Source organism: Ignavibacteria bacterium, assembly GCA_017303675.1.
GTDB lineage: Bacteria > Bacteroidota > Ignavibacteria > Tepidaquicellales > OLB5 > OLB5.
Genome location: JAFLBX010000001.1, coordinates 1,740,387 through 1,766,838, shown reverse-complemented (window position 1 = coordinate 1,766,838; position 26,452 = coordinate 1,740,387). Strand labels below are relative to the sequence as shown.

15 protein-coding genes are annotated in these 26,452 nt (G+C 38.2%); 9 read left to right on the top strand and 6 right to left on the bottom strand.

Annotation, left to right across the window (positions count from 1 at the left end; genetic code table 11):
• Positions 1-29: 29 nt before the first annotated feature.
• From J0M37_07870 to J0M37_07855, 4 genes are all read right to left on the bottom strand, one after another.
• Positions 30-1,496: a serine hydrolase gene (locus tag J0M37_07870; protein MBN8585000.1), complete on the bottom strand. Its 1,467-nt coding sequence runs from the start codon at positions 1,494-1,496 to the stop codon at positions 30-32.
• Between the two features lie 55 nt (positions 1,497-1,551).
• A complete protein-coding gene (locus J0M37_07865) occupies positions 1,552-4,233 on the bottom strand; it encodes a T9SS type A sorting domain-containing protein (protein MBN8584999.1) in 2,682 nt (893 codons plus the stop codon).
• 106 nt (positions 4,234-4,339) lie between these two features.
• Positions 4,340-6,754, bottom strand: coding sequence for an immune inhibitor A (locus J0M37_07860; protein ID MBN8584998.1), 2,415 nt, complete (start codon positions 6,752-6,754; stop codon positions 4,340-4,342).
• A gap of 10 nt (positions 6,755-6,764) precedes the next feature.
• Positions 6,765-8,387, bottom strand: coding sequence for a T9SS type A sorting domain-containing protein (locus J0M37_07855; GenBank protein ID MBN8584997.1), 1,623 nt, complete (start codon positions 8,385-8,387; stop codon positions 6,765-6,767).
• Between the two features lie 173 nt (positions 8,388-8,560).
• Between J0M37_07855 and J0M37_07850 the strand changes: the two genes are divergently transcribed.
• Positions 8,561-13,072, top strand: a complete 4,512-nt coding sequence (locus tag J0M37_07850) for a translocation/assembly module TamB domain-containing protein (protein MBN8584996.1) — start codon at positions 8,561-8,563, stop codon at positions 13,070-13,072.
• A 16-nt stretch (positions 13,073-13,088) separates the two neighbouring features.
• Here the strand turns inward: J0M37_07850 and J0M37_07845 are convergent, their stop codons facing one another.
• Positions 13,089-15,044: a BamA/TamA family outer membrane protein gene (locus tag J0M37_07845; protein ID MBN8584995.1), complete on the bottom strand. Its 1,956-nt coding sequence runs from the start codon at positions 15,042-15,044 to the stop codon at positions 13,089-13,091.
• Positions 15,045-15,300: 256 nt separating this feature from the next.
• Between J0M37_07845 and J0M37_07840 the strand changes: the two genes are divergently transcribed.
• The 6 genes from J0M37_07840 (at position 15,301) to J0M37_07815 (ending at position 24,190) form a co-directional block, all read left to right on the top strand.
• Entirely contained in the window at positions 15,301-15,780 is a 480-nt protein-coding gene (locus J0M37_07840; protein ID MBN8584994.1) for a GNAT family N-acetyltransferase, read from the top strand.
• Positions 15,781-15,808: 28 nt separating this feature from the next.
• Complete coding sequence (locus J0M37_07835; GenBank protein MBN8584993.1) at positions 15,809-16,210, top strand: thiol-disulfide oxidoreductase DCC family protein; 402 nt, start codon at positions 15,809-15,811, stop codon at positions 16,208-16,210.
• A gap of 130 nt (positions 16,211-16,340) precedes the next feature.
• Positions 16,341-18,911, top strand: a complete 2,571-nt coding sequence (locus J0M37_07830; protein MBN8584992.1) for a hypothetical protein — start codon at positions 16,341-16,343, stop codon at positions 18,909-18,911.
• 165 nt (positions 18,912-19,076) lie between these two features.
• Positions 19,077-22,667, top strand: coding sequence for a chromosome segregation protein SMC (smc, locus tag J0M37_07825; GenBank protein MBN8584991.1), 3,591 nt, complete (start codon positions 19,077-19,079; stop codon positions 22,665-22,667).
• Between the two features lie 82 nt (positions 22,668-22,749).
• The gene (locus J0M37_07820) at positions 22,750-23,799 is read left to right on the top strand and encodes a M42 family peptidase (protein ID MBN8584990.1); all 1,050 of its coding nucleotides are present in this window, start codon (positions 22,750-22,752) and stop codon (positions 23,797-23,799) included.
• Positions 23,800-23,842: 43 nt separating this feature from the next.
• Positions 23,843-24,190 carry an FKBP-type peptidyl-prolyl cis-trans isomerase gene (locus J0M37_07815; protein ID MBN8584989.1) on the top strand — a complete coding sequence of 116 codons (348 nt, stop codon included), beginning with the start codon at positions 23,843-23,845 and terminating at the stop codon, positions 24,188-24,190.
• Between the two features lie 60 nt (positions 24,191-24,250).
• On the opposite strand, the gene J0M37_07810 is transcribed toward J0M37_07815, so the two are convergent.
• Positions 24,251-24,613, bottom strand: coding sequence for a VOC family protein (locus tag J0M37_07810; GenBank protein ID MBN8584988.1), 363 nt, complete (start codon positions 24,611-24,613; stop codon positions 24,251-24,253).
• Positions 24,614-25,080: 467 nt separating this feature from the next.
• Here J0M37_07810 and J0M37_07805 point away from each other — a divergent pair, with 467 nt between their 5' ends.
• Both J0M37_07805 and J0M37_07800 read left to right on the top strand, forming a co-directional pair.
• Positions 25,081-25,809, top strand: coding sequence for an HAD-IB family phosphatase (locus J0M37_07805; protein ID MBN8584987.1), 729 nt, complete (start codon positions 25,081-25,083; stop codon positions 25,807-25,809).
• Positions 25,810-25,847: 38 nt separating this feature from the next.
• On the top strand, positions 25,848-26,432 hold the full coding sequence (locus J0M37_07800; protein MBN8584986.1) for an isoprenylcysteine carboxylmethyltransferase family protein: 585 nt from the start codon (positions 25,848-25,850) through the stop codon (positions 26,430-26,432).
• Positions 26,433-26,452 lie beyond the last annotated feature (20 nt).

Here is a 26,452-nt window from a genome sequence, read left to right as displayed (position 1 = left end):
ACCTTAAAATTTGTGACGTTTTAAGACAGTTATTTAATCAGTATCATTTTTTGAGATGCTGAAAAATCGCCGGAAACAAGCTTATATATATAGATGCCGCTCGGAAGGTTTTTGGCATTAAATTCAACTTTATAATTTCCGGGTTTTAAAGCGCTGTTCACAAGAACTGCAACTTCTTTGCCTGTAATATCATATACTCTAAGCGAAGAAACAGGCTGAATGCTATTTTGAGGAATGCTGAAACTGATAACAGTAACCGGATTAAACGGGTTAGGATAATTTTGAAATAGCTTATATTCGCCTGGAATCTCGATCCCAACCGGTTCAATTCCGATACTGGTATACCTGGTGTGCAGATATGTTAAAATATCCATAGATAAAGCTTCTATATATGAAGCATTGTTAAAATTGGCAGATGTACCTGAATTTGAAAGTATAACTACACCTCCTTTAATTCCGGTAAGTGAATCAGTATAAAAAGTTATAAAGCTGTTATAACCTGGTGTGCCGCCGTCTTTAAAAATTATCCATGGATTGTTAAGCTGAAAATTAAGGCGGTTGGATGCCCAAGCCATCCCCTGCCATTTTTGAGTTGGCTGCCCGGGATTTATCCTTTTTATATGTTTATGCATTGTATCAAGCAGCGGGTTAAGGCTTGAGCTCAGCATCTTCATCTGGTATTCAAGATAACGGGTCATATCTTTAATGGTTGAGCGTATTGCACCCGCTCCGTTAAAAGCCGGCCAGGTAGATTTATTGCTGTCAGCCAAAATCCAATTGTTGGAATTATTTTTAATATATCCTTTGGCTGAGCGCAGTATCATTGAAAGATTCCTGGTAATTTTTGTATCAGGCATATTAAGCGAATCAGTTATGATCTGCTGAAAAAGCTGTTCGATGGAGTCTCTGCCTGCATGCATTGTTAAGCCTGTAGCTAGCGTCGCAAAACCCAAATTTGAATAGGTCCAGATCGAATCGGGTTTTGTAACAAGGTGACAAGTATCAATATAACGGAACATCCGTTCAAGTGTATATGGATACGACGCCGGCGGTTCATCAATTAAACCGGAAAAATGAGTAACAAGCTCAAGCAGGTTTATCCTGGTAGTATCATTGCCATTGACCCAAAATGGCACTCTGAGTGTATCGGGCAGGTAATTTTTTATAAGGTCCCACCGGTTTGCCATATTATATCGCAGCATATGAGCCATTACCATGGCTGTAAACGTTTTAGTAACTGATCCTATCTGGTAAACGGTAGTACTATCAGGTGCTTCGTGGGTTGACCTGTTTTTTTCACCGTGATAAAAGAGCCTTCTTAAATATTCATTAGTTGCAGGATTATAAAAAACTACACCTATCGATACTCCCACTGTTGTATCACTGTAATGTACCTTGAAAAGTGAATCAATTGCATTTTTGAAAGGGTCGCCCTGTGAGAAAAGATTAGCTGAACAAATTACAAATAAAAATGCTGCTCTTACAATAAATTTCATAGTGATCCTGTAAATATAAACCCGGCAGCAGAAGCTGCCGGGTAAAAAGTTTAAATTATTTTACTAATATCATTTTTTTGGTTTGAACAAAATCACCGGATGAAAGAGTATAGAAGTAAACACCGCTTGAAAAGCGGGAAGCATTCCACTCAGCATTATATGTTCCGGCATTTAGCTGACCGTTTACAAGTTCATCAACTTTTCTTCCTGTGACATCATAAATTTCAAGCTTAACAGCGCTTGCTTTGCTTATATCAAACTTAATGTTAGTAACCGGGTTAAACGGGTTAGGATAGCTTTGATAAAGATTATACTTAGCCGGAACTTCGTTAGAAATTGAACTGATACCGATTGCATTGTGATTTCTTGTTAAGATCCAGTACATAACATTTGACTGGCTTGAGCCGTTATCAAAATTAGCGTTGTTATAACCGTAAAACTTCCAGAAATTCAGCGCGGTTTGCGGGTAAGCTGTAGCTTGAACCCCTACATTGATAGTAGTCCAGTTCCACACTGTTGTATTGGTGTTGGTGGAATCAAAACAAGGCGTATAACGCAGACCGTTAGGCGTGTAATCATAGATCTGTTTGGCAAATGCAATATTGCTCCAGAACTGTTCAGTTACAGGTGTTACAGGTACAACCTGTATTCCCGTGGCATAATAATTTACCGAGCCAAAGAAAGTGCTTGCATCAATTCTCCCCTGGTACATATTTGTAACGGTTTTGAACTGGTTTGTATATACTGCCGGATACACAGGGTTTGTTTGATTTGCGTAGTAATATTTCTGCACTGATCTCACTTCCTGTGAAAGCATAAGCTGTCCCTGGTTCAGCATGTTGCTGTATTGTGCGTTTGGCGAAGCGTTATTCATAGCCAGACCGAACAGATATAAGCCATACCATGCATTGGCAGCTTCGCTGGAGCTTTCCTGGTTCTTTCCGCCGCCGTATGGTACAAGGCCGTTAGCCCATGAGTGCCCGTCATACCAGTCTTTATACCGCTGCAGCGCGAAGTAATTATCTCCACGGCTTGGATTGGCTATTTCACGCGCAAGATCAGTTACACGGTTTGAATAATAATTACCATTTGCTGTAAACCATGCAGGATTCTTTTTGGCAACAACAGCAGCGGCATACAGAAGGTAACCATAATGGAAATGATGATCATTATATAATGCGCTGCCAAAATCTATTCCGTTATTCAGGTTAAGTGAATCATGTGAACGGCTTGAGATTATTCCCCGGAATTTTGTATCGTATAATAATGAATCCTTTTGATACGGAATACCGTTATAAAAAATTGAACTGTTTCCGTTTAGCCATCTGCCTAAATAGATCTGCAATGAATCACGCATTCTGACCGCAAGCGGCTGCATAGCAGCATACCTTGTCTGGTCCCTATCATAAAGCTCATCTGCAATCTGGACTATCCTTCCAAGCTTGCCTATACATTTTGCAGCGCTGTATATATCCATCCACTGGTACTGCCTGTTAAAGTTAACCAGGTCATTTGTTACATAACGGTTAAGTGTATCGCACCACTGGAGCGGAACGTTTGCGAGACCGCCTGACCTTGGGCTCCATGAATAACCCGGTAGCTGTTCTGTCATTTGCCAGGTTTTGGTTTTTACCTCGCTCATTGTACCTTTTAATACCTGGTACTTCAGAAGATTTGTTGTACTTCCGCCCGGGAGCATATCAACATGATGCGGGAGTGCCATCATTAATAATGAATCACCTGTGAGCGATCCTTCATTATAGCGGGTAAAATTGAAATTCAAAGCAGCAGTGCTGCTTCCGCTTGGAATGCTAGCTCCTACTTCTCCCTTTATGGGAATAAATTTTGCGTAAGCTCTAAGCAGATTAAGCCTGTTAGGCACATCGGCAGCGTTCGGATCGTTATCATACGTTAAGTTTGCCACCCTTATCCACCCGGTAAGCGGCGCCGTACCGATCAATCCAAGGGTTTGTGGATTCTGGCTGAACTGAAGAGTAATTGACTGAGAGCTGAATATCATCCAGGTTTGTGAACGCAGGGGCTCGGGAGCACCTGTAGTTGTCTGCACCTTAAATTCAGTTCCGGTAAAAGTCTGGTTTGCAGCAACAATAACATCATTAACTTTCCATATTGCCGGTGAAGGGAAATAAATTCCCGGTGTAACATTATTATAGAACATAGTTACATACGGCATACCGCGTACAATTGGGGCATAATAATATTGATTAACATTAGCGGTATTGTAATATTTTATTGTAGCGGAAAGATCCGTATAGTCATTTCTGATAACCGGTGTAAAATTTGCGGGGTTTGTTGTTCCCATGAATAAAACTGAGCCATTATCCCAGTTAACAGTCGGAAAGCTGCCGCCCGTGGTTGTAACACCGAACGGTTTATAATTAATGCTTAATAATGCCCTTTGGTTTGAGTAACCGCCATAGTTAAAGCCTGAGCCAAGATTATACGGGTATACCCAGCTGTCATTTTGTCCGATGTTTCCCTGGGGATTCGGATAGGCTGTGCCGTGCAGAAAGAACAGGTTGAACCATGCATTTGTGGGGTAAGGCGCTGAAAGGCTGTCTAATATAGTATTCCCGGCAGTTTGTACTTTACTTACTACCTGCTGCCAGGTTGATTGCTGCGGCGATGTTGAAAAAGGTGTACCATAATTCCATTGTGAGCAGGTGTAAGATATCAATAAAGTAAATGATATAAAAAACAGTAATACTTTTAACATTTCAGCCTCCGTAATATTAAATAATAGCTTGCAATATCACCATATATCAAAAAAAAAGCAATCCCCAGATTGAGATTGCTTTATAAAAAACACTAATTTAAAAATTTTATTTGATCAGCATCAATTTTTTTGTATCAGAAAATTCTGAGGTTTCTATTCTATAGAAATACACACCACCGGCAAGTTCTGATGCATTGAGATCAATGGTATATTTACCGGCATCCATATTACTATTTACCAGGTTTTTTACTTCTCTGCCAAGTATATCAAACAGTTTGATACTTACAAAAGCAGAGCGCGGCAGGTTGAAATTAATTTTCGTAGCAGGATTGAACGGGTTGGGGAAATTCTGGTACAGTGCATAGCTAAGCGGAATTTCGCTTCCGTTTTGTGAAATACCTACACCCGGACCATCAGTATAATTAACTACCCTGAAGTTATCAAAATAGAAACCGTCACCGGGCACGCCGCCATCTGTAACATAATTGAAACGGAGCTTAACACGCTGGCCGATGTATGGATTTAGTGAAATACGTTCATATATCCACGGCTGTACCCCATGGTAGGAAGGCTGCCCGCTTACTGTTGCTGTATATCTTCCGGCAAGATTAGTCCATGTACTTCCGAAATTTGTACTGACCTGAATTCTTGTATAATCAAAGGAAGTCTCAGTTGCCCATTTAGCCATAAATTCCACCCTTGGATTAACAGCGCCGATAAGGTTAATAGTATCATTCAAAGTAAAATAATTATTTGTGCTGTTCTTTGAATTTCCGTAACGTGAATCAGCAAATGAATGGCTTTCGCTCCAGTAGCTTACAAATGTTGTATCCCACTGTGTCTGGTTTCCGCTTTTTGTCCAGCGTGAAGTTCCGCTTTCGGAATTATCGCTCATTAAAATATTACCCCTGCCAACTATCACAGAAATAGTATCAAGTGATGTTTCAACATTTTCCTGCTTTGTGCTAACGATAAGCTTGATCTCATCCATATAGGCTGCTGAATTAGTAAGCCTGAATGAAATCGGTACTGAATTATATTTTACCTGGCGCGGATTTATATTTCCGTAATTATGCGATGAATTTATAGCTGTAATATTGGGATATGAAGTTGATACTGATACTGTAACACTGTTTGCAGGAAGAGAAAGTCCTTTATTGCGGATTCCAATATTCAGCCTTAGAGTATCATTTCTTTCAACATAGCCGTTTCCTGTAATTGTGTAGTTCTGGAACTTTGCATAAGCGCCGCCTACCCATGCTAGATATTTATAGCTTGGCAGCATCTCATTTGCTGCGGGAATGATCTGCGCCTGAGAAGGCCAGAAGCTTCCGCCGCCAACTTCCGGTGTCCACGCATAACATCCTATGGAATGCAGCCAGTCACGGGTTGTACCGCTTGAATAATAATCAAGCATTTCAATAACCGTACCATATGTAAAATTATTTTCTGATGCAAAATCTCCGCTGAAATCAGAATAGATCTCGTAAGCAACAGTACTATCATTGTAACCATACGGGTTCAGGTACCTTCCGGCTTCTGAATGAACTGAAAACGATATCTTTGGCTGAATTGCAGTAACCAGATTTTTTATAGCCTGTGTTTCGGGTTCACTGCCGGCAGATGGCCCGCGGTAAGTATCAGAACACGGGTCGCTGCTTGAGCCGCTGTTGAATCCCCAGCCGTAGTTGTAATTTCGGTTGAGGTCAACGCCAAAGCATCCGTTGCCGTTATTTTTCCTGTTCTTACGCCAGTTTCCGCCTCCGTTTGGGTTAGTGGTTTGGTTCCTTACATATCCATCCGGATTTACTACAGGTACAAAATATATTTCCCTGTTATCCACCAAATATTTAGCTTCAGGGTTGGTATTATAGTTATCAAGCAGCCAGTACATAAAATATACAGTACCTGCCATAGCCTGCGGTTCGCGGGCATGATGCAGCGCATCAAAATAAATTGCCGGCTCTGTACCTGATTCATTTACATCAGCATTATCTGATATCTTAACAGACCATATGGTTCTGCCTTCTTCTGTCGTTCCCCTGTTCTGCTTTGCTGTTATCAGGGTTGGATATTGCAGCCTCATTGAGTCCAGCTTTTGCACAACTTCTGTGTAGGTATAATAACCGCCCATGCTTCCATAACTGAACCCTCTGATATTATCATTCTGCATAACCAGACCCGCAGCATTCATTTCCTGTTGAGTTGGCAGAGGCCTGTTTTTGTAATACTGGTCCATATCAGGTATTTCAACTGAATATTGAATACCTGTGCTTTTAAGCCTTTCGATTTCAAGCTGATTTATTACCAGTGAAATTCCTTCAGTATAGTTACCATGAAAATGTTCAACGGTAATATCATTTTGCTGAAGCCTTTTTAAATCTTCAGCTGAGTGTACAAATACTTTTACAGTACTGTATTTTTCAACGGGGGCAAGCTCACCCGTAGTAAAAATACTGAAGCGTGAAAACGCAATAAACAAAATGACAGTTATTATTATAACCGAAAGCCTTGTCTTCATACAGGAATTATTATTTAATTATTAACATTTTTTTAGTTTCTATAAAGTCACCTGAAGTAATGGTGTAAAAATAGATACCGCTTGAAAGATTTGAGCCATTGTACTCAGTTTCATATTTTCCTGCAGATAAGTTTTGGCTGAAAACTGTTTTGACCTCTCTGCCCAGTGCATCAAAAATTACTATCTTAGTAAATGCACTTGCCGGCAGATCGAACCTTATCTTTGTAACGGGGTTAAACGGGTTTGGATAGTTTTGATATAGTTCATATCTAACAGGGATCTCAGTGCTTACCGGTGATACAAATATTAACCCTGAAAGATTTGCGGTATATATTTCCTGGTCAGGGTACCCTTTTCGCTGATCTGTCCATACAGGAATAACCTTTCCGTCATATGCATCTATTCCAATATAATCCCCGAATCTGACATCGCTGTTTGGCTGCTGCTGCGTGAAAGAAGAATCGCTCATCAGGGTGTTTACCCATGTATTGCCGGCATCTGTTGAATACGCAACATAAGCATTAATAGAAGATGTTCCGGTGCGTGTATCGTAATATATAACAAATAAATTCCCGTTATTATCACATTTGATCATAGGCCAGTATTGGTTATTTGTAGTTACATCGTTTATTCTAACCGGTGATGCCAGCCAGTTAATTCCGCCATTGGTTGAACGCTGGAAGTAAACATCACTATTTCCGCCCCGCATATCATCCCAAACAACATAAACATTTCCGCGGGTTGAATTGTTTGAATAGTCGCATGTTATATACGGGAACCCGTTGGTACTGTTTACATTGCTGAGCTGCAGATCTGTGCCGAAGCTGGTTCCCCCGTTTGTTGACCTGTCAAACCTAACTCCTCCCTGGTCCCACACCATATAGATCTGGTTGTTTGTGCCTGAACAGATATTTGAGCCCTGCCCCGCAGTATTATCGCCAACATTTACTGTAGCTGACCAGTTAAGTCCCCCGTTTGTTGACTTACGGAAACGTATACCGGGTGAAGGCCCGAAGCTTGTCCACGAAATAAATATATTATTATAAGTTGAATTTGTTGTTACCGGGTCACAGAAGATCCATTCTTTATCTTCGCCGGCACCGCCTGAACCCGGAACTGCTATCGAATGTAGAAAAAATGTCTGGCCGTTATTTGTTGATTTATAAAGCAGCATATCACGGTTATAATTGGCAACCGGCTGCCTGGATGTGCTTGAAATATAAAAATTGCCCTGTGCATCGCTTGTAATTACCGGGTCACTTTGCGAAGTATGGTTCGGGTTGGGGTCCGGCAGTAGCTGAGGCGCAGCCCAGCTTAAACCGCCATTGGTTGAATATGAATAGCCTATTCTTCTTACTATATTTGGTTCAATATAACCCAGCCTGAAATCACGCCATGCTGCTACAACAAAATTCGAGTTAGCCCTGCTTATGTGAATTGACGGTTCGTTCTGCGGATTTGAATTCTGGCTGAGATTAAAATTTAAGAAAACTGAATTATTATAATTTCCGTTAAAATTGTAACTCTCAGAAATATTGCCGGGCTCTTTAGCTTCTGCTTCAATATTTTGAGGCTGGGAGTTTATACTATTAATACATAAAAATAATAAAACGATTAAAATAGAAATTTTCATATCATACTTTAGGTAAAAATTTTTTTAAATATACCTGAATAATTGCAGTAAATGAATACAAAAAATTGATGTTTTTATTACAATTTCTTACAAAACCCACAGGAATTTCCCTATGTTATATAAACAGGAATGACCCGATATAAAATTAAGGAAAATATAGAAAAAGTGTAAATATGGCAAAGAATGTGATAAAAAAAGCGGCTAAAATCATGCTTTGGTTAACCGGATCTGTTATTTTTTTGTTAATAGCGATAATAATTTTTATTCAAACCGATAAATTCAACGAAATTGCGCTTGAATTTACCCTGGATGAGCTGAATTCAGCTCAAAAGGAAAAAATGAATACTATTAATGCTGAATCTATAGAAGGAAATATATTCAGCGGAATTAAGCTAAATAACGGGAATATTACTGTAAAAAATGATACTCTGCTTAAATTCGGGCATCTTTCGGTAAAATATGATATTTGGGGACTGCTTGATAAAAAAATTTTATTAAAGGAAGTTGTGCTTAATGACCCTTTCATTTTTGCATCACAAATAACATCCGGCGACAGCCTTATCTGGAATTTTGAGAACCTGTTCACACAGGACATGCAGGATACTACGCCATCCTCGCCGTTTGACTGGGATGTAGATGTAGGAAGCCTGAAGATCAATAACGGATTTATAAGAGTGAGAGCGGATTCTTCCAAACCTGCGGAATGGTGGAAAGAAAAAAGAACTCTTACCGGAATTTTTGATATTACGGAAACTGATATTACTGATCTGAACATTGAGCTTAATGCAGTTTATTACACTGACTATAAATCAATTAACATTTCAAATATATCTTTTAATACCAACTCTCCGCTTTCTGTTAAAAAGCTGAAACTGAACGCTAACCTGAATGAAAAAGATACTACCACAGACCTGTGGGGATTTGAGCTAGAGACCAACCGCTCTGATATAAAAATATACAGGCTGTATGCAGATAAATTCAACCCTTTTTATGAATTCAGGTATGATGAGCTTGGCAATAAGGATATTAAAGCGAGCATTGATATACAAAAGTTCAACTTTGATGACCTTACCTTTTTTATACCAGGCCTGGGTTTTTTAGACAGTACAGTTTCTGTTAAGCTTGATGCAGAAGGTAAATACGGTGACCTGAATGCCCGTATATTGAACGCAAACTTGAAGAATACCCGGCTGAGCTTCAGTGGAAATATTAAAAACCTGCAAATGCCTGAGAGCCTTTATTTTGATATTACGGGCAAGGACCTGCTTATTGATCCGGCTGAAATAAACTCTGTTTACCTGGAAGAGCTACCTGTACCCAAACAAACCGGAATAATTAACGGTGATATAAACTATAAAGGTACCTATTATGTATTCAGCTCTGATTTCAGGTTTAATTCAGCGGCAGGCACGGCAGAAGGCAGACTGAACCTGGACCTGCCAAATGAAATTTATTCAGGAGAAATATTTACTTACGGTCTAAATACAGGCGCTGTGCTTTCAAACCGTGAGCTTAACGGATATTTAAATCTTTCCGCAAAATTCAGCGGAAAAGGGTTTGATATTAACAGAATGAATACAAGCCTGAATTATTCTATTATAAACTCAAAGATCGGAAAATATAATATAACCAGATCCGCCGGAATGCTTAAAAACACTAACGGTAATATTAAACTAAACATACTGCATACATCCGGAATGGGTAATGCAGAAATTGCCGGAAGCATGAACATCAGGAATATATCTAATCCCACTTATGATCTGAGCGGTAAAATAAGAGGGGCTGATATTTCAGCAATCACAGGGGCTGCCTCGGATAAAAGCAGCATAAATGCTGATTTCAAGATCAACGGCAGCGGTATAAGCCCGGGCAGCATGAACGGAACATATATTGTAAAACTTGATGAATCCAGCTACGGTGAGTATTATTTACCGGCAACGCAGATTGATGCTGAGCTTAGAAATACCGGATCGCAAAGTAATATTAAGATCAATTCAGAAGCGGCGGATATTTATGCGGAAGGTTCGCTTAATTTTGATGAATTGATAGATGCCGTTTTATTTAATATAGATCATCTTAATAAACAGATAACACAAAGCATTGAAAATAACAACCAGGTAAATGAACCAAAAGATATAATTATTGGGAATTCTGTAAACAGTATTAATTCAGAATCCGGTTTAAAATTTACAATAGTAACAAAAGACAGCATTAAGCTTCAGAAGGTTTTAAAGCCATTTGGAGTAGATTTTGCAGGAAATGTGAACGGAAGTATTACAAATTCTGCTGAAGGTTTTAACCTGGCTGCTGATCTAAGGATCAGCCGGCTGAATTTGCAGGACAGTGTTTTAAAGATCGTAAATTCTGAAACTGAAATACTCTTCAGTAACAGGTATACGGGTAACCGGGGTGATATGGATATTGAGTTTAATACAGTAACTGATAAGATCACTTTAGGACAAAATTCATTTGACTCAGCTGCTGCCAAACTGAAAATGAACGGAAATAATGCGGAATTAAATCTGAAAACCAAAGCCGATACATCAGGACTGGCTGAAATAAACGGAAACTTCAGCTTAGCCCCCGGCGTGATAAACGCAAACATTGATACATTCAGGGTTAACTATTCGGGGTTTGATATCAGAAACAGCGGAAACTGGATATTCAGCTTTCAGGATGCAGACAGGTTTGAACTGGAACAGTTTGATATAAGGAGCAAAAATGCCGTTTTGAAGCTAAGCGGTGTATTTGCGCTTAACAGCAGCAGTGAGCTTAAAGTAACTGGTGATAATATTAACATCCAGGATATCGCTTCAATTATTAATAAAGCAGATTCTTCGTACATAATTTCAGAAGACAGGGATATTGAAGGTGAAATAGAGAATCTTGATATTACTTTTACCGGAACACTTGAAGAGCCGGAAATTTCAGCTAAGATGAATACAGATCTCTTAAGATATGAAGATAATGATATAGGACGGATAACGGCATCAATGAAATTCATGCAGAATACAGCTGATGCTGAAATAGTCCTGCAAAATGCCGAAGGCGACGGTACGCTTACAGTTAAAGGAAATGCGCCGTTACAGAATCCGCTTTCAGGTGATACCGCCGGTGCAACAGAATTTACAAATGCACCTGTTGATATAAATCTTTCTGCAAAGAATTTTATGCTAGATTATTTTGCCCTATTGATTCCGGATGCCGCAAGCCTGCGCGGAGTACTTAATGCTGATCTTTCAGCAAAAGGAACTGCTTCAGATCCCGCGTTAACAGGTAACCTTAAGATCACAAACGGCGGTTATTTAATTCCATTAACGGGAATGTACCACAGCTTTGATGCTTCTATGAGCACAGATAACTTCAAGCTTGTGCTTGATAACCTTAGAATATATAATGAAGATGATGACAGCAGGCATATTGACCTGTTCGGTACCCTTGATTTCAGGGATATGAAAATTAAAGATATTGATATCAGCGCCACCGGGGATATGGTTCTGCTGGATAAGGATGTTGAACAAAATGAGCTTGGTGTATATGGTTATATTCTTGCGGGAATGGGTGAACCTCCTTTAAAAATTAACGGAAGCCTTGACAGCCTTTTCATTACCGGGCAGTTATTAATTAAGGATGCAACTATCTCTTCTGTTCCCCTTGAAGGTACAGGCTACAATGCTGATGAAGATAATTTTATATATGCAAACAGGTTTACAGATACTGCTGCTGTAAATCCTGATTCATTAACAGTACTTGAGCCTGAAGAATACAATAATATCAATCCGTTCGATAGATATAAATATAAAGTTACAGGTGATAGTGTTAAAAGCACTTTTGTTCATCTTGATTTTAATGTAAAAACAGAAAACACTGTATACGCATCAATTGATTTTAATAATTTAACACGTGACAGGCTCTTTGGCGAGCTTACCGCAGATCTTGATATAAAAACTGAGAACGGGATAATGCAGGCTTACGGCAGGGTTGATGTCGGAGGTGATTCATATTACAGGTTTTACCGTGATTTTAAGCTTGATGAAAGCAATATCACTTTTGACGGCGATATTTCAAATCCAGTGCTGGATATTAAAGGGGTTTATTCAAGTGAAAAGAACATTGAGCAGTACGGAACGGTTTCATCGGCAACTGTTGAAGTTGTGATTACAATAAAAGGCAATGTTAAAGAACCGGAATTAACACTTAATCTGTTCCAGGATGGCTCACAGGTTTCAGGAAGCGATGCGCAGTCAGATGCTATTACCTACCTGCTCTTCGGCAGGTATAAAAGCGAGCTTACTGCATCAGAAAGGACATCGGTTGCTTCATCACTTGGCGCTTCGGTTGGTTCATTATACGCGTCTTCATATCTTTCACAGACAGTAAGAGAAATTCTTCCGTTCATAGTTGATGCACAGTTCAGCTATACTGAAGGCAATGTAAAGGATACTGATGTAGAGCTTATTTCAGAGCTTGGAGATGCAAGGGTAAAGTTCGGCGGCAAGCTGCTGAAAGATGTTAAAAATTTTGAGCTCGTTGTGGACTACCCTCTTAACAGGCTGCTTAACCTTAATCTGCCTGAAACAGTGCTGCTTGAATTTGCCCGTGAAGAAAAGGAACAAACATTAAGTATAAGTCCGGCAGATAAGTTAACCACAGAAATAAAGATACTTTATAAGATAAAATTTTAAAACATACTGGCCGGTTTTAAAACGCTTGCCCGATACCGAACTGAACAGCGAATTTATCTTTAAATATATTTCCCGGTGAATCAAATAACCATTTTTGCCCTTTGGGCGCTGAGGGGTCATACAGCCTGAAACCGAAATCAAACCTCACCGGGCCGATAAAGAGGTCATACCTTACACCGAATCCTGCAGCATACGCAAAATCTGAAAACCTGAATTGTTTATGGGTTTCCCACACATTTCCGTAATCAATAAAAAAAGCTCCGCTGATATTTTTCAGAAACCCCTCAGAAGAAGGAAATAATTTTTTCCTGAGCTCCAGGCTGCCTTCAAGCAAAAATGTACCGCCGTTCTGCTGGTTTTCAAGCATTCCGTTTTCCTTGGCATTCCAGCCCCTTAAGCTGCTGGAGCCTCCGCTGTAAAATTTATACATCGGCTGCACCGGTATAACATTTTCCCCGCTGCCGTATTCAATTATATCGCCTATTTTGATATAGGCAGCTAAAACTGTATTATCATTGCTGCCGGGAGAAAAATAAAATTTATTCAGAGTATAGGCTTTAAAAAACTGTGAATAAAAAACACTTTTCCCGAAAATTCCGGTTACTGCCCTTGGGATAAGTCCGGCATGGCCGGCCTGGATAGAATGGTAAAAGCCGGATGATGGTGAAAGCAGATTATTTGTATTATCATGCTCAAATGTTATTCCCAGAAAAGAATTGAACTGTGTTTGCCTTCCCGTAGCAATGGTATCATATTTTATCCAGATCAGCTCTTCGGTAAGATCAAGGTAAACATTGTTATAAAACGTATGCTGAGAAATAAAGTAGCTTAAGGTTGTAATATTAGCGGCGAAATAATTCTTATAGTTTTCAACATTATTGAAACCTATGGATAATTTATTTATTAAAGTAATATTCCTTCTTAAAAAATGAGGCTGTGAAACAGCGGCTGAAAGAACTGTACGGTTAATATCAAGAGAGTTAAAATCCTCTTCCAGCTCCAGCGTTAAGGTCCTGTTACCTGATAAAAAATATTTATCCAGGTATTTTAATCCCGCACCTGCGTAAAAGCGGTTCTCATAGTTAGAGCCTTTAATAAAAGGTGTCAGCTCGTATTTTTTACCCAGGGTGAGCTCAGCCCGCGGATTAACAATATTTCCTCTGACATCATCAGTATTTATCTTCACACCTGAAATTATGGGTATTTTAGCAATGTTCCTTTCACTATCAAGCTTTTTAGCTTTACTGTAAATTTCACCCTGCTTATAAACAATTTCTTCCGATGCCAGTTCTTCCCTGAATCCGTAAACATTTTCTTTCACTTCAATTGCAGTTGTCCCGAAATAATAAAGGGTATCTGTTCCGGTCAGCCTGTACTCCACAAATACACTCCCCTCCTGTTTAGAGCGGGTTATCACGGTGCCTGAATCTTCCCGAAGCCTTGCGTTCATATACCCGCTGTTCTGCAGGCTATCGAGAACTTCATTGATGTGCTGTATCACAAAGATCCTGCTGTAGTTATCACCCGGCTTAATTGTTCTGATCTTATTTATCTTTTCTGAAGCTTCGCTTGAAAGGCTATCAATGCCGTGTACTGCAACTGAATCAATCTTATACCGCCTGTTTTCAGTAATAATAAATGTTACAGATGCTTCTTCATCTTCGGTATTTACAGAAATTGATGTATCAATTACAGCATCAAAAAAGCCGTTATCAAAATAGAACTTCTTAAGCTTAGTGATATCTTCCTGAATAATCTTCACACTGAAAAGATCACTTTTAGATATCGCAACAGCATCTTTAAGTGTACTTTCATCAAATGTTGACTTTCCATTGTGCCTGAAGCTCACTTCATCTGTTTCGAGAACTTGCTGGGAAAATATATCTGCATGGAGGAAAGTAAATAATACCAATATAAAAATTGCAAAAATAGCTGTAATATTTGCCGTAAATTTCTCTTTAAAAAACCGCAATTTTGCTTAACAATCCCTTCTCATTATTTTATCGAAATTAGAATCCATTATTATGCAAATAACAATAGTTTATACTATATATAATAGCAAAACAGGCGGAATAGTTCTGATGAATCTGTATTCGCAGATTCTAAAGTAAAAATTCAATTAATGCAGGATAATTATATATGGAAAAATACAGGTTTAATGAGATTTCAATTTGAATATTAATTTAAAAAATAAGTAAATATTTTTGCAATACAGGAGACTATTATAAATGGCAAAAACTAAAAAAAATAAAGAACCGAAGATCAAAATTAAAAAAGCTAAAAAAGATGATTTCGATAAAATTATAACACTGGTAAAAGAGCTGGCAGCATTTGAAAAGCTCGAAGGTCCGGATGATATTGCAGTAAGAAGGCTTTATAAAGATACTTTCGGCAAAAAAAGACTGATAAATATGCTTGTTGCCAAAGAAGGAAAAGAAATTCTTGGATACGCAATTTATTTTGAATCTTACTCATCATTCTTGGCTAAAAAAACCCTTTTCCTGGAAGATATATTCATTACCCAGAGCAGAAGGAACACAGGTATAGGCAAGCTATTCTTTGACAGGCTTATTGAAATTGCAAATGATATGGGCTGCGGCAGGGTTGAATGGGCTGTGCTTGACTGGAATATAGATGCGATCGCTTTCTATAATAAAATAGGGGCTACACCGCTTTCAAACTGGGAATACTACAGGCTTACCCTGTAAATTAAAAAAATAATTTTTAAGTTTATAATTGAGCAGCGAACATAAAATAATTTTGTTTGACGGCGTCTGCAATCTTTGCAATGGCGCCGTTAATTTTTTTATCACTCATGATAAAAAAGATATTTTCCGTTTCGCAGCACTGCAGTCTGAAACCGGCATTCAGCTGCAGAAGAAGCTGAATATCGATCACGAAAACATTGAGTCATTCATTCTTATTGACGGCAATCTATATTACAAAAAATCTACTGCAGCGCTTCGTGTTGCAGGGATGATAGGGTTTCCCTATAACTTACTTTACCCGTTGTTGATTGTACCGGCATTTATCCGTAATGGTGTTTACGATATAATTGCAAAATACCGGTATAAATGGTTCGGCAGAAAATCCACCTGCAGAGTGCCAACACCTGAGGAGAGAGCAAAATTTTTATGACTTTCAGTAATATTTACAACTCCATGTATATTAGCTGAAAACCACACCCAATTCCCTTTATTTTACCCACTATTATTAATATATTTGTAAGATTTTATAAAAATTTTCCCAAATTTTAGCGTATTTTCAATTGATAAAGATAACTGCCCGTTATTTACAGGTATTTGTTTGGCTGAGCATAGTATTATGTGCAAATTCATTTTCACAAAACCGGTTATTTACCCGCAGCTCCCCTGATATTCCTCCATCGATCTTTCAATCTCTGCAAAACGGCCAAAGGAAGCTTATAAACCTGAACGGCGAGTGGGATTTCATCTCACAGAATAATACTGCTTCCAGGGTAACTGTTCCGTTTTGCTATGAATTCAAAGGCAAAGTAACCGTTTCAAGGATGTTCAGCACCGGCCTGGAAACACCCAACGAATGGAACTATATAATTTTCTGCGATGGTATCAATTACCAGGCAGAGATCAAAATTAACGGCAGCTTTATAGTAAAACATGAAGGCGGCTTTACACCCTTTTTCTCACCCATTGCCGAAGGAATAATCAAGGAATCAGCCAATGTTATCGAAGTAAAAATAGATAATACTTTAGATGCATCAAGAACTATTCCCTTAAAGAACACAGCGAACTATCCGAAAAATTACGGCGGTATTTACAGGGATATATATATTATTGCTGTACCCAAGGTTTATATCAAAAGCTCAAACCTGCAGTCTGAAATTGATATTAATTTCAACGCAGATATAAAAAATACAATTACTATCAGCGCAACTGAAGTTGACAGGTACTTAGGAAGCGATAAAAAGTTTACCGTCAAAACTGAGCTGCTCGACAGCTCCGGTACTGTAAAGGCTTCAAGTGATGCTGTTGGATTTACAATTACATCCAACTCCACAATACAGGCAGTAAACAAGTTTGAACTGAACGGGCCGGTTTACTGGTCTCCCGAGTATCCTTACCTTTATAAGATGCGGGTAACCATTATGCTTGGCGAAGAAGTACTGGATGTTTACAGCTCTGATTACGGAATATACGAGCTTGTCCGCAAACAGGGTTTGCTTATGCTCAACAACAGCGAGTTCAAGTTCAAGGGTATAAATTACGTGGAAGAATTCGGACAAACAGGCATTTGCGGTTCTTACAGTGATATTGAGCGTGATGTAAAGCTTATCAAATCGCTTGGCTGCAACATTATAAAAGTTTACGGCAGGCCTGCAAGCAGCTACCTTATAGATATCTGTAATAAACAAGGGCTGCTGATAATGGAAGAGATCCCAGTATATACAGTTCCTTCTTCAATACTTGAATCTGAAAATTTTTTACAGCTTGCTGAGAACCAGCTTAACGAGATGATCCTTGCCCATAAAAACAATCCGTGCATATTCGCATTCGGTTTAGGAAATGATTTTGATGTAACCGGCGCAGCAGGACAGAATTACGTTAAACAAATGGTAGCTGCAGCCAGGGGACTTGACAACAGGCTTATTTTTTATTCAACCCGCAATTACTCCGAAGATAAATGCCGTGACCTTGTTGATCTTGTTGGCTTGAATTTCTACGACAATGACCTGAATATTTTAAAGGGTATTACAGCAGAAATGAAAATGAAAAAGGAAAAAGTTTTCATTTCTAATTACGGAAAGATAATCAATCCTTCAAATACTTCCGGTTACAGCGATCCTTCTTCACTGGAAGCACAATCCAAGTATATAGTTGATTTTATCAAAATAAGCAAATCAAGCGCGCTGATGGGCGGATTTTTCCAGTCATTTACAGACTGGAATTCAGATATACCGAATTTAAAGTTTCCTGATAAAACAAACCAGTATATGCGGACAAGCGGTCTGTACACACTTTACCGTGAACAAAGGCCGCCGGCAATAATTTTAAGGAAGGAATTCCTTGATGAGGATATTCCCAACCTTAATATCGGTACTTTTTCAAAAGAAGCGCCTTTGGCATTTGTATTTACCGGGCTGATTACATTTATATTGTTCATATACCTTGCCAACAGCGTAAGAAGGTTCCGTGAAAATGTATGGAGAGCGCTTTTCAGGCCGTTCATATTTTATTCAGATGTTCGTGAGCAGAACCTGATACCCACATTTCATAATGTTCTTTTGGCGATAATTATTTCACTTGGCAGCGGATTATTTTTCGCAAATCTATTTTACTTCTGGAAAGATACTCAGCTGCTTGATATAATGCTTTCAGTTGTGATTTCAAACGATACTGTAAAAATATACGCTGATGAATTCTTTGCAAATCCGGTTAAGCTGATAGGATTGCTTTCTGCAATATCATTCATTAAAATTTTCTTTATATCTGTATTCATCTGGTTATTTTCTTTAACCCTAAAATACAGGGTCAGATTCAATAATATTTATACAATTACTGTTTGGGGCTTAATGCCTGTGATCTTACTGCTGGTATTCGGCACATTTTACCTGAGGATTGTACAGGCAAATACAGATTTCGTTATAATTGGACTCTTAACTGCCGGCTTTTTATACCTGGTTTCAATTTACAGGATACTTAAAGGCACTTATATACTGTTCGATACCTTCTTTCTTAAAGTTTACGCTTATGGAATTTTATCAGTAGTTTTAATAAGCGGCGGTATTTTATTTTATCTTAATACCACTCGATTTGTTTTTGATTATTTCAGGCTGGTAATGACATTTATAAAAATGTAATTACAGCATATTTATAATTTCAGAACATTTCAGTTTTTTAAATAAAAAATCATTAACTTTGTGTTAAGGAGCTACGGTTACTTCCTGTCTTCTTAAATACAAAAAACATATATTTACAATATATTTTTCAGCTGTTAAATTTTTTCAAAGTCAATTTAAAACCGGTTGTATTTAAGTAAATTAGAAATATTCGGCTTCAAATCTTTCGCAGACAGGATTAATGTTGATTTTGATGCCGGCATGACCGCTATTGTGGGTCCGAACGGTTGCGGCAAAACCAATATTGTTGATGCGGTTCGCTGGGCTATAGGCGAGCAGAAAGCGAGCGTACTTCGCAGCTCAACAATGGAAAATGTCATCTTCAACGGAACAAAAGACCGCAAGCCTTTAGGCTACGCAGAAGTATCCCTTACAATACAAAATACCAAAGGAATTTTACCAAGCGAATATACTGAGATAAAAATTACCCGCCGCTGTTTCAGGGATGGCGCAAGCAATTACATGCTAAACGGGGTGAATTGCCGTCTTAAAGATATCACTTCCCTTTTTATGGATACTGGAATGGGTTCAGACGCTTACTCAGTGATAGAGCTTAAAATGGTGAACGAGATACTTTCACACCGAACACAGGACAGAAGAAAGCTTTTTGAAGAAGCATCAGGAATAACAAAATATAAAGAGCGCAGGCGCGAAGCGCTATATAAGCTTGAAGTCGCAAGGGAAAATATCAATGAAGCGAACATTGAGATCCGTAACAGGCAGCGTACTGTAAATGCGTATGAGCGTATTGCGCAGAAACAGCAGGAAGCCAAAGAAGTTAGCACCAGGCTTAAAGAGATTGAAATTGAATATCATACCCGCGCTTTTTCCAGGCTTATAGATGAGACTAAAAGCATTGAAGAAGAATTAAAGAACAGGGAAACAGAGCGCGAAAAGCTTCAGCACAGCCTTAATGAAAATGAAAATATAATTGATAAGTACAAAACAGAGCTTTCAGCAACTGAAGGCAGGCTTAATGAATCAAGGGATAAGCTGAATAACATAAATCTTCAGATCAACGAGATCCAGACCTCAGTATCTATTGCTGAGCAGAGAATAAAGTATCTTGAAGAGAACATAGACCGCTTTAAACGTGAGAAGATAGAGATAGAATCAGAGATTGAAAGATTAAGCAAAAGAAAAACCGAAATTGAAGATAAGATAGTTATTCTGAAAAATACCATCGAGCTGATGGAAGATTCAAGGGTAACTAAAAAATCAGCTCTTGATGAAACTGAGATCAGCGTAAAAACCAGCAAAGAAGAATTAAAAGACCTAACAGTTAAACATGCAGCTTCAGCAAAAACCCTTCAGGAAAAGCGCAGCGAATATGAGATAATTAAGAACAGGCTTGAAGACCAGATCTCCAGATGCAGCAAGCTTGCGGATGAAAATATTGTTAATATTAATAAAGTTGCTGAGTTTGATTCTAAGCTGAGGGAAGCAGAAACATCTTTGAACTCGCTTAAAGATGAGCACACAAAGATGAATTCAGAATTTGAAGAGCAGAAAAAGCTGAAAGACGGGTATTCACAGGAGCTTTTAAGGCTTGAAAAGGAAATAATCTTTAAAAAGCATGAAGCAGACAAGCTAAAGAACAAAATAGAGTTCCAGACGAACCTGCTTGAGAATTTTGATGATTATTCAGAAGGTATAAAATACCTTGTTAAAGAAAAAAATGAAAAAGGCGCATCTGTTGTAATTGATAAGCTTGAGGTTGAAGATAAGTTCAAAATTGCCATCGAAACAGCATTGGGAGAAATTTCAAACTACCTGATAGTTAACGACCTGGATGCTGCTGAAAATTTCATAAAGATACTTACCAACGATCAAAAAGGCAAAGTAACCTTCATCATAAAAGACCAGCTATACAACACAACAATGAACATTTTCCAGGAAGAATTTCCGGAGATACTGAACCACGAAGGTGTTTACGGCTGGGCAGACAGGTATATAAAGTGTCCGGATGAGTATTTGCTGCTTTATAAATATCTGCTGGATGAATTCATCATTGTTGAAAATGCGGATATAGCACGCAGGCTTTCAAAAGATAATTTTATCAAATTCATTACCCTTGACGGCGATATAATTACAAACAGCTTTTTAAGGGCCGGCAGCAAAACAAATGTAGAAACTCTTAAGATCGGCAGAGAAAAGCTGATTGCAGAGCTTCAGTCTCAAATAACGGCAATTGAAAGCTCAATTGCTGAAGAAAATATTAAGCTGGCTGAAATAAAAAACAGCTATGCCGGCATTGATATAAATATAAGGCAAAATAAGCTGCAGGAAAAAAGGTCAGAGATATTGACCGCAGAAAACAGGCTTCAGCAGATACAGTACCAGAAAAGCGAAACCAACAAGCTAATTGCGCATTATAAACAGGAAAATGACGAGCTGAATTCTTCCAATAAAGAGCTATCGGATAAAATGGATACTCTCATCACGGAAATTGAATCCGCTGAGAATGTAAAATACCAGCGCGAAAAAGAGCTTGAGCATTTTACCACAGAGCTCGAAAATCTGGCTGATAAGCTGACTTCACAAAGGGAAGAATATAACTCATTTAATATTGAGATCACAAAGCTCAAAGCTGAGCTTTCTAATCTTGATAATGAACACTCAAGAACTGATGAAAGCATCAATTCAAGAAGGAACAATATAGAGGCCCGCGCACTGGAGTGCAATGAGTATGAAACAGAGATAAAAAAGCTTACTTCGGAAATTGAATCATACAATCCGGATAATACAGTAAACGGCTTAAAACCAAAGCTGAAATTGCTTGAGCTTGAAAAAGCCGGGGTTGAATCAGATTTCAGCCTTATTAGAAGCGAATACGAAGTAAAGCGTTCTTTGGTGGATAAAGTGGATGCAGAGCAGAGATCACTGCGTAATGATAGAGATAATATTATTGACTTCATTCATAAAAATGAAATGAAGCTTACCAAAGACAGGCTTGAGATAAAAGAACATAAGGACAGGGTTAAAGAAGAATACGAAATTGATATTGAATATACTGTTTTCGAAGATTCAGAGATCTTTGATCTTGTAAAAGCCAAAGCGGAAGTTGACAGGCTAAAGAACAAGCTGAGAACTCTTGGCGGCTCAGGACAATTAGAGCTGAACCTGTACGAACAGGAAAAGCAGGAGCTTGAAAAGCTTTCAGAAGAAAGAAATGACCTCGTGAAAGCTGAGCAGGACCTGATTAACCTGATAGATGAAATAAATAAAACAGCCCAGAACAAGTTCACAGAAACATTTGAGCAGATCAGGCAGAATTTCATGTCCATTTTCAGGGAATTGTTCCTTGAAGGTGATGAATCAGACCTGAGGCTTGTAATTGATCCGGATAACCCGGATCCGCTGGACGCAAAGATAGATATCATAGCAAAGCCAAGAGGTAAAAGACCGCAGCTTATTGACCTGCTTTCTGGCGGTGAAAAAACGCTTACCGCTATTGCGCTGCTGTTTGCTATATACCAGGTTAAACCTTCACCATTCTGCATACTTGATGAGGTTGATGCACCGCTTGATGACGCTAATATTGACAGGTTCATCAAGATCATCCGAAAGTTTGCCGAAGATACCCAGTTCATTATTGTAACTCACAATAAAAGAACAATGGAAGCGGCAGATTCAATGTACGGTGTAACAATGGCTGAACAGGGTATTTCAACCATTGTAAACGTAAAATTTAACGACCAGAAAATAGCTTCATAATTTTAACATATTCAAATTTACAGCAATGCCCTCTTAATTAAATTTAATTAATTTAACGGCATCATATCAAAAAAATTATTCCATGACAAACGAACAAAAACAATTTCTTGTTAACCTTGTTAACACACCAGCCCCTTCAGGCTTCGAAGAACCTGTACAGCAGATCTGGAAAGATGAAGTAAGCAAATTCTGTCCGGATATTAAAAAAGATATTCATGGCAATCTTACAGCAACATTAAATCCCGGGAAACAAAGATCAATAATGATAGTCGGTCACTCTGATGAAATTGGTCTGATAATAAATTACATAAATGATGATGGCTTTATATATGTAAGGCCAATCGGCGGTGTTGATCCCACAATACTGGCATCTCACCGGGCAAGGATCCTTTCAAAAAAAGGCGCTGTTGATGCAGTTATAGGCAGAACTTCGCTTCATTTATTAACTAACGCTCAAAGAGATAAAAAGCTTGAAATGCACGATATATGGCTTGATATAGGAGCTAAGAACAGAAAAGACGCTGAGAAATATGTTTCAATTGGCGACCCTGTTGTATTTGGCGGAGATTTCTGCGAAATGACAAACGGTACCGCAACTTCACGCTGCTGGGATAACAGGATAGGTGTTTATATAGTAGCTGAAACTCTCAGAAAGCTTTCAAAAGTTAAAAACCTGAAAAATACCGTATTCGGTGTTTCTTCCGTTCAGGAAGAAACCGGTGTATGGGGAGCAGGAAATCCTGCTTACAACTTTAAACCGGATGCAGCAATTGCAATTGATGTTATTCCTTCATCAGACCAGCCTGAGATCCCCAAGGAAAGATTCGGGGTTACAAAACTCGGGCTTGGGCCTGTAATTACCAGGGGCGTAAGAAGCAATAATAAGCTAGCTGATGAGCTGATAAACACAGCCAAACGAACCAAAATGAAACACCAGATAGATGTTGATTATGGCCATACATGGACTGATGCTGACCCGATATCTCAGTCACGCGGGGGAATTGCAATTGGAGTTGTTTCTGTAGCTACCAGGTACCTGCATTCATCAGTTGAAACATTAAGCCTAAAAGATATAGGTATGACAGTTGACCTTTTGGCGGAATTTATTGCTAAATCTAAACTCGAATTTTAAATAATTATATAATCATTAATTAATATTTTCAGGAAAAAAAATAATGGCAGCAGAACAAACAACACCTTCAGGTTTAAAATATACAGATGAAATTGAAGGCACAGGGGCATCACCGCAGCGCGGACAAACTGTAACAGTACATTATACAGGTACGCTTACAGACGGCAAAAAATTTGACAGCTCAAGAGACCGCAACCAGCCGTTTTCTTTTACGATCGGAATCGGGCAGGTAATTAAAGGATGGGATGAAGGCGTTGCAACAATGAAAGTCGGCGGCAAAAGGAAACTTACAATTCCGGCAGAACTTGGTTACGGTTCAAGAGGCGCAGGCGGAGTTATTCCACCGAACGCTACACTTTTATTTGATGTAGAGCTTATCAGTATAAAATAATATATAAAAAAACCCCGGCATGTTTTTAGCCGGGGTTTTTTATTTATCTGATTTATAGTTTTATTTAGCATTTGGGTCATGCTGCATCAACCCGAACAGGTTTCCTGTATTATCCTTAAAATAACACAGCCAGCCAACCCCGGGAATGCCGTTTTTGGGCACTACTATATTCCCGCCATTTTTTTCCACTTTATCTATATATAACTCAAGGTCAGGAACATCTATAATATTTGTAATAACTGCTTCGCCTTTGCTTTTTGCCAATCCGCCGTCAATTCCCCTAGCATTCGGGTCTCCGGTAGAAATCAACCAGTATTGCTCTTCCCCAAATTGATTGAATTTCCAGTCAAATACATTTTCATAAAATTTTTTTGATTTTTCTGTATCAGTTGATACAATTTCAAAATGAATAACTCTGGGCATGGAAAATCCTTTCTTTTAAAAAAAATTATTAAAAATGAGATTTATTGAGGACGGAAATGCAAAATACATTCAAAATAAAATAAATGCAACCTTTTCATTATACCCGGCGTCTTAATAGTATGAAAGGAATAAAAAAATGAACATTTTAAATCAATTAAAGATCAAAACAGTTGAAAAAATTACGACAAGCATGATAATATTAAATTTAACAGTATTAGCTGTATTGTGTTATAACTATTATCTTAAATTCTGACCGGAATTAAACAATAAAATTGAAATAAGTTTTGTATTACCTCATTAACAAATGTTAAGTGATTACCTCCGCTTGACAATTTAAAAAAGGAATAAAGCAATTTATTCCTTTTTGCATTATTTAGCACTAATTCACTAAATTTTGGACAATTTATTATTCATTGTTACCTTGAATTAGCTATGATTTAAAATTATTTTTAATATTCAGGCTATAAATGCAAATCGAACCTAAGTTAAAAATATTCAGTGATTTTGACGGCACTATCACCCTTTATGATACATGGATTGAAATGGGTGAATTCTTCATCAAAAAGAAGGATAAATGGGCAGAAATCATAAAGGATTTCGAGGAGCAAAAAATTGGAGCTAGAGAGTGTTTTTTAAAGGAATGTTCGCTGATAGAAGATTTTGATATTCAGGAATTCAACAGGATTATTGATTCCCAGCGGCTTGACCCGATGTTCATTAGGTTTACCGAATTTTGCAATGTAAGAAATATCCCGCTTGTTATTCTAAGTGAAGGAATGGATTATTATATTCAGAGAATATTAAATAATTACGGACTTAATATTCCATATTTTGCAAATAAAATAGTTTTTTCAGAAGATAATAAATCGATATGGCTGGAATTCCCGAATTCTGATTCAGACTGCATGAAGTGCGGCACCAGTAAACGCAACATCCTGATGAACAGCACCGCTGATGATGAAATTTCTGTGTTTATTGGTGATGGGTTTTCAGATGCATGCGTAGTGAACTACGCTGATATTGTTTTTGCGAAAAAATCACTTGCTTCATACTGCTGGAAGAACAACATTACATATCATGAGTATCAAACATTCGGTGATATTATAAAAAAGCTTGAAAAGTTTTTACAGCAGAAAAAGCTTAAACACAGAGACTCAGCAAAACGCAAACGCCGCGAAGTTTTTATGCGTGGTTAACAAATAAACCAGATTATTAACAAAGTAATAAATATTAAATGACATTAGGTAAATTTTTCTTTCAGTACAGGTCTTACACTCCCCTTCCGTTCATTATCCCCATGCTATTATTTGCACGCCCTACAGTTACTACAATGATAATCGGGGGGATTTTCGTATTAATCGGAGAGTCATTTCGCTTTTGGGGTGTTTCATATGCAGGCAGTGAAACAAGGACTACCGGCAATGTAGGTGCATCCAGCCTGGTCACACAGGGACCTTTTGCATATGTACGTAACCCGCTTTACCTCGGGAATATACTGATGTATTTCGGTATAAGTATAATGGCTAATTCACTGGTACCTTTTCTCCAGATATTAAGCATTGTGTATTTTTCTTTCCAGTATTATTATATAATACTTGAAGAAGAAGGCTTCCTGAGGGAAAAGTTCAAGGATAAATATGACCATTATTACAAAAATGTGAACAGGTTTCTGCCAAAGTTCACTGCTTACGATGAATCCAAAAGATCAAAGCTGGGCCAGGATATCAAGGCAGCTTATGTTTCAGAAAAAAGAACCTTCCAGGCGGCATTTATCAGCATATTGATGATAGTTGTAATTTATTTTCTCATTAACCAATAAATTTTTCACAATCATAAAGA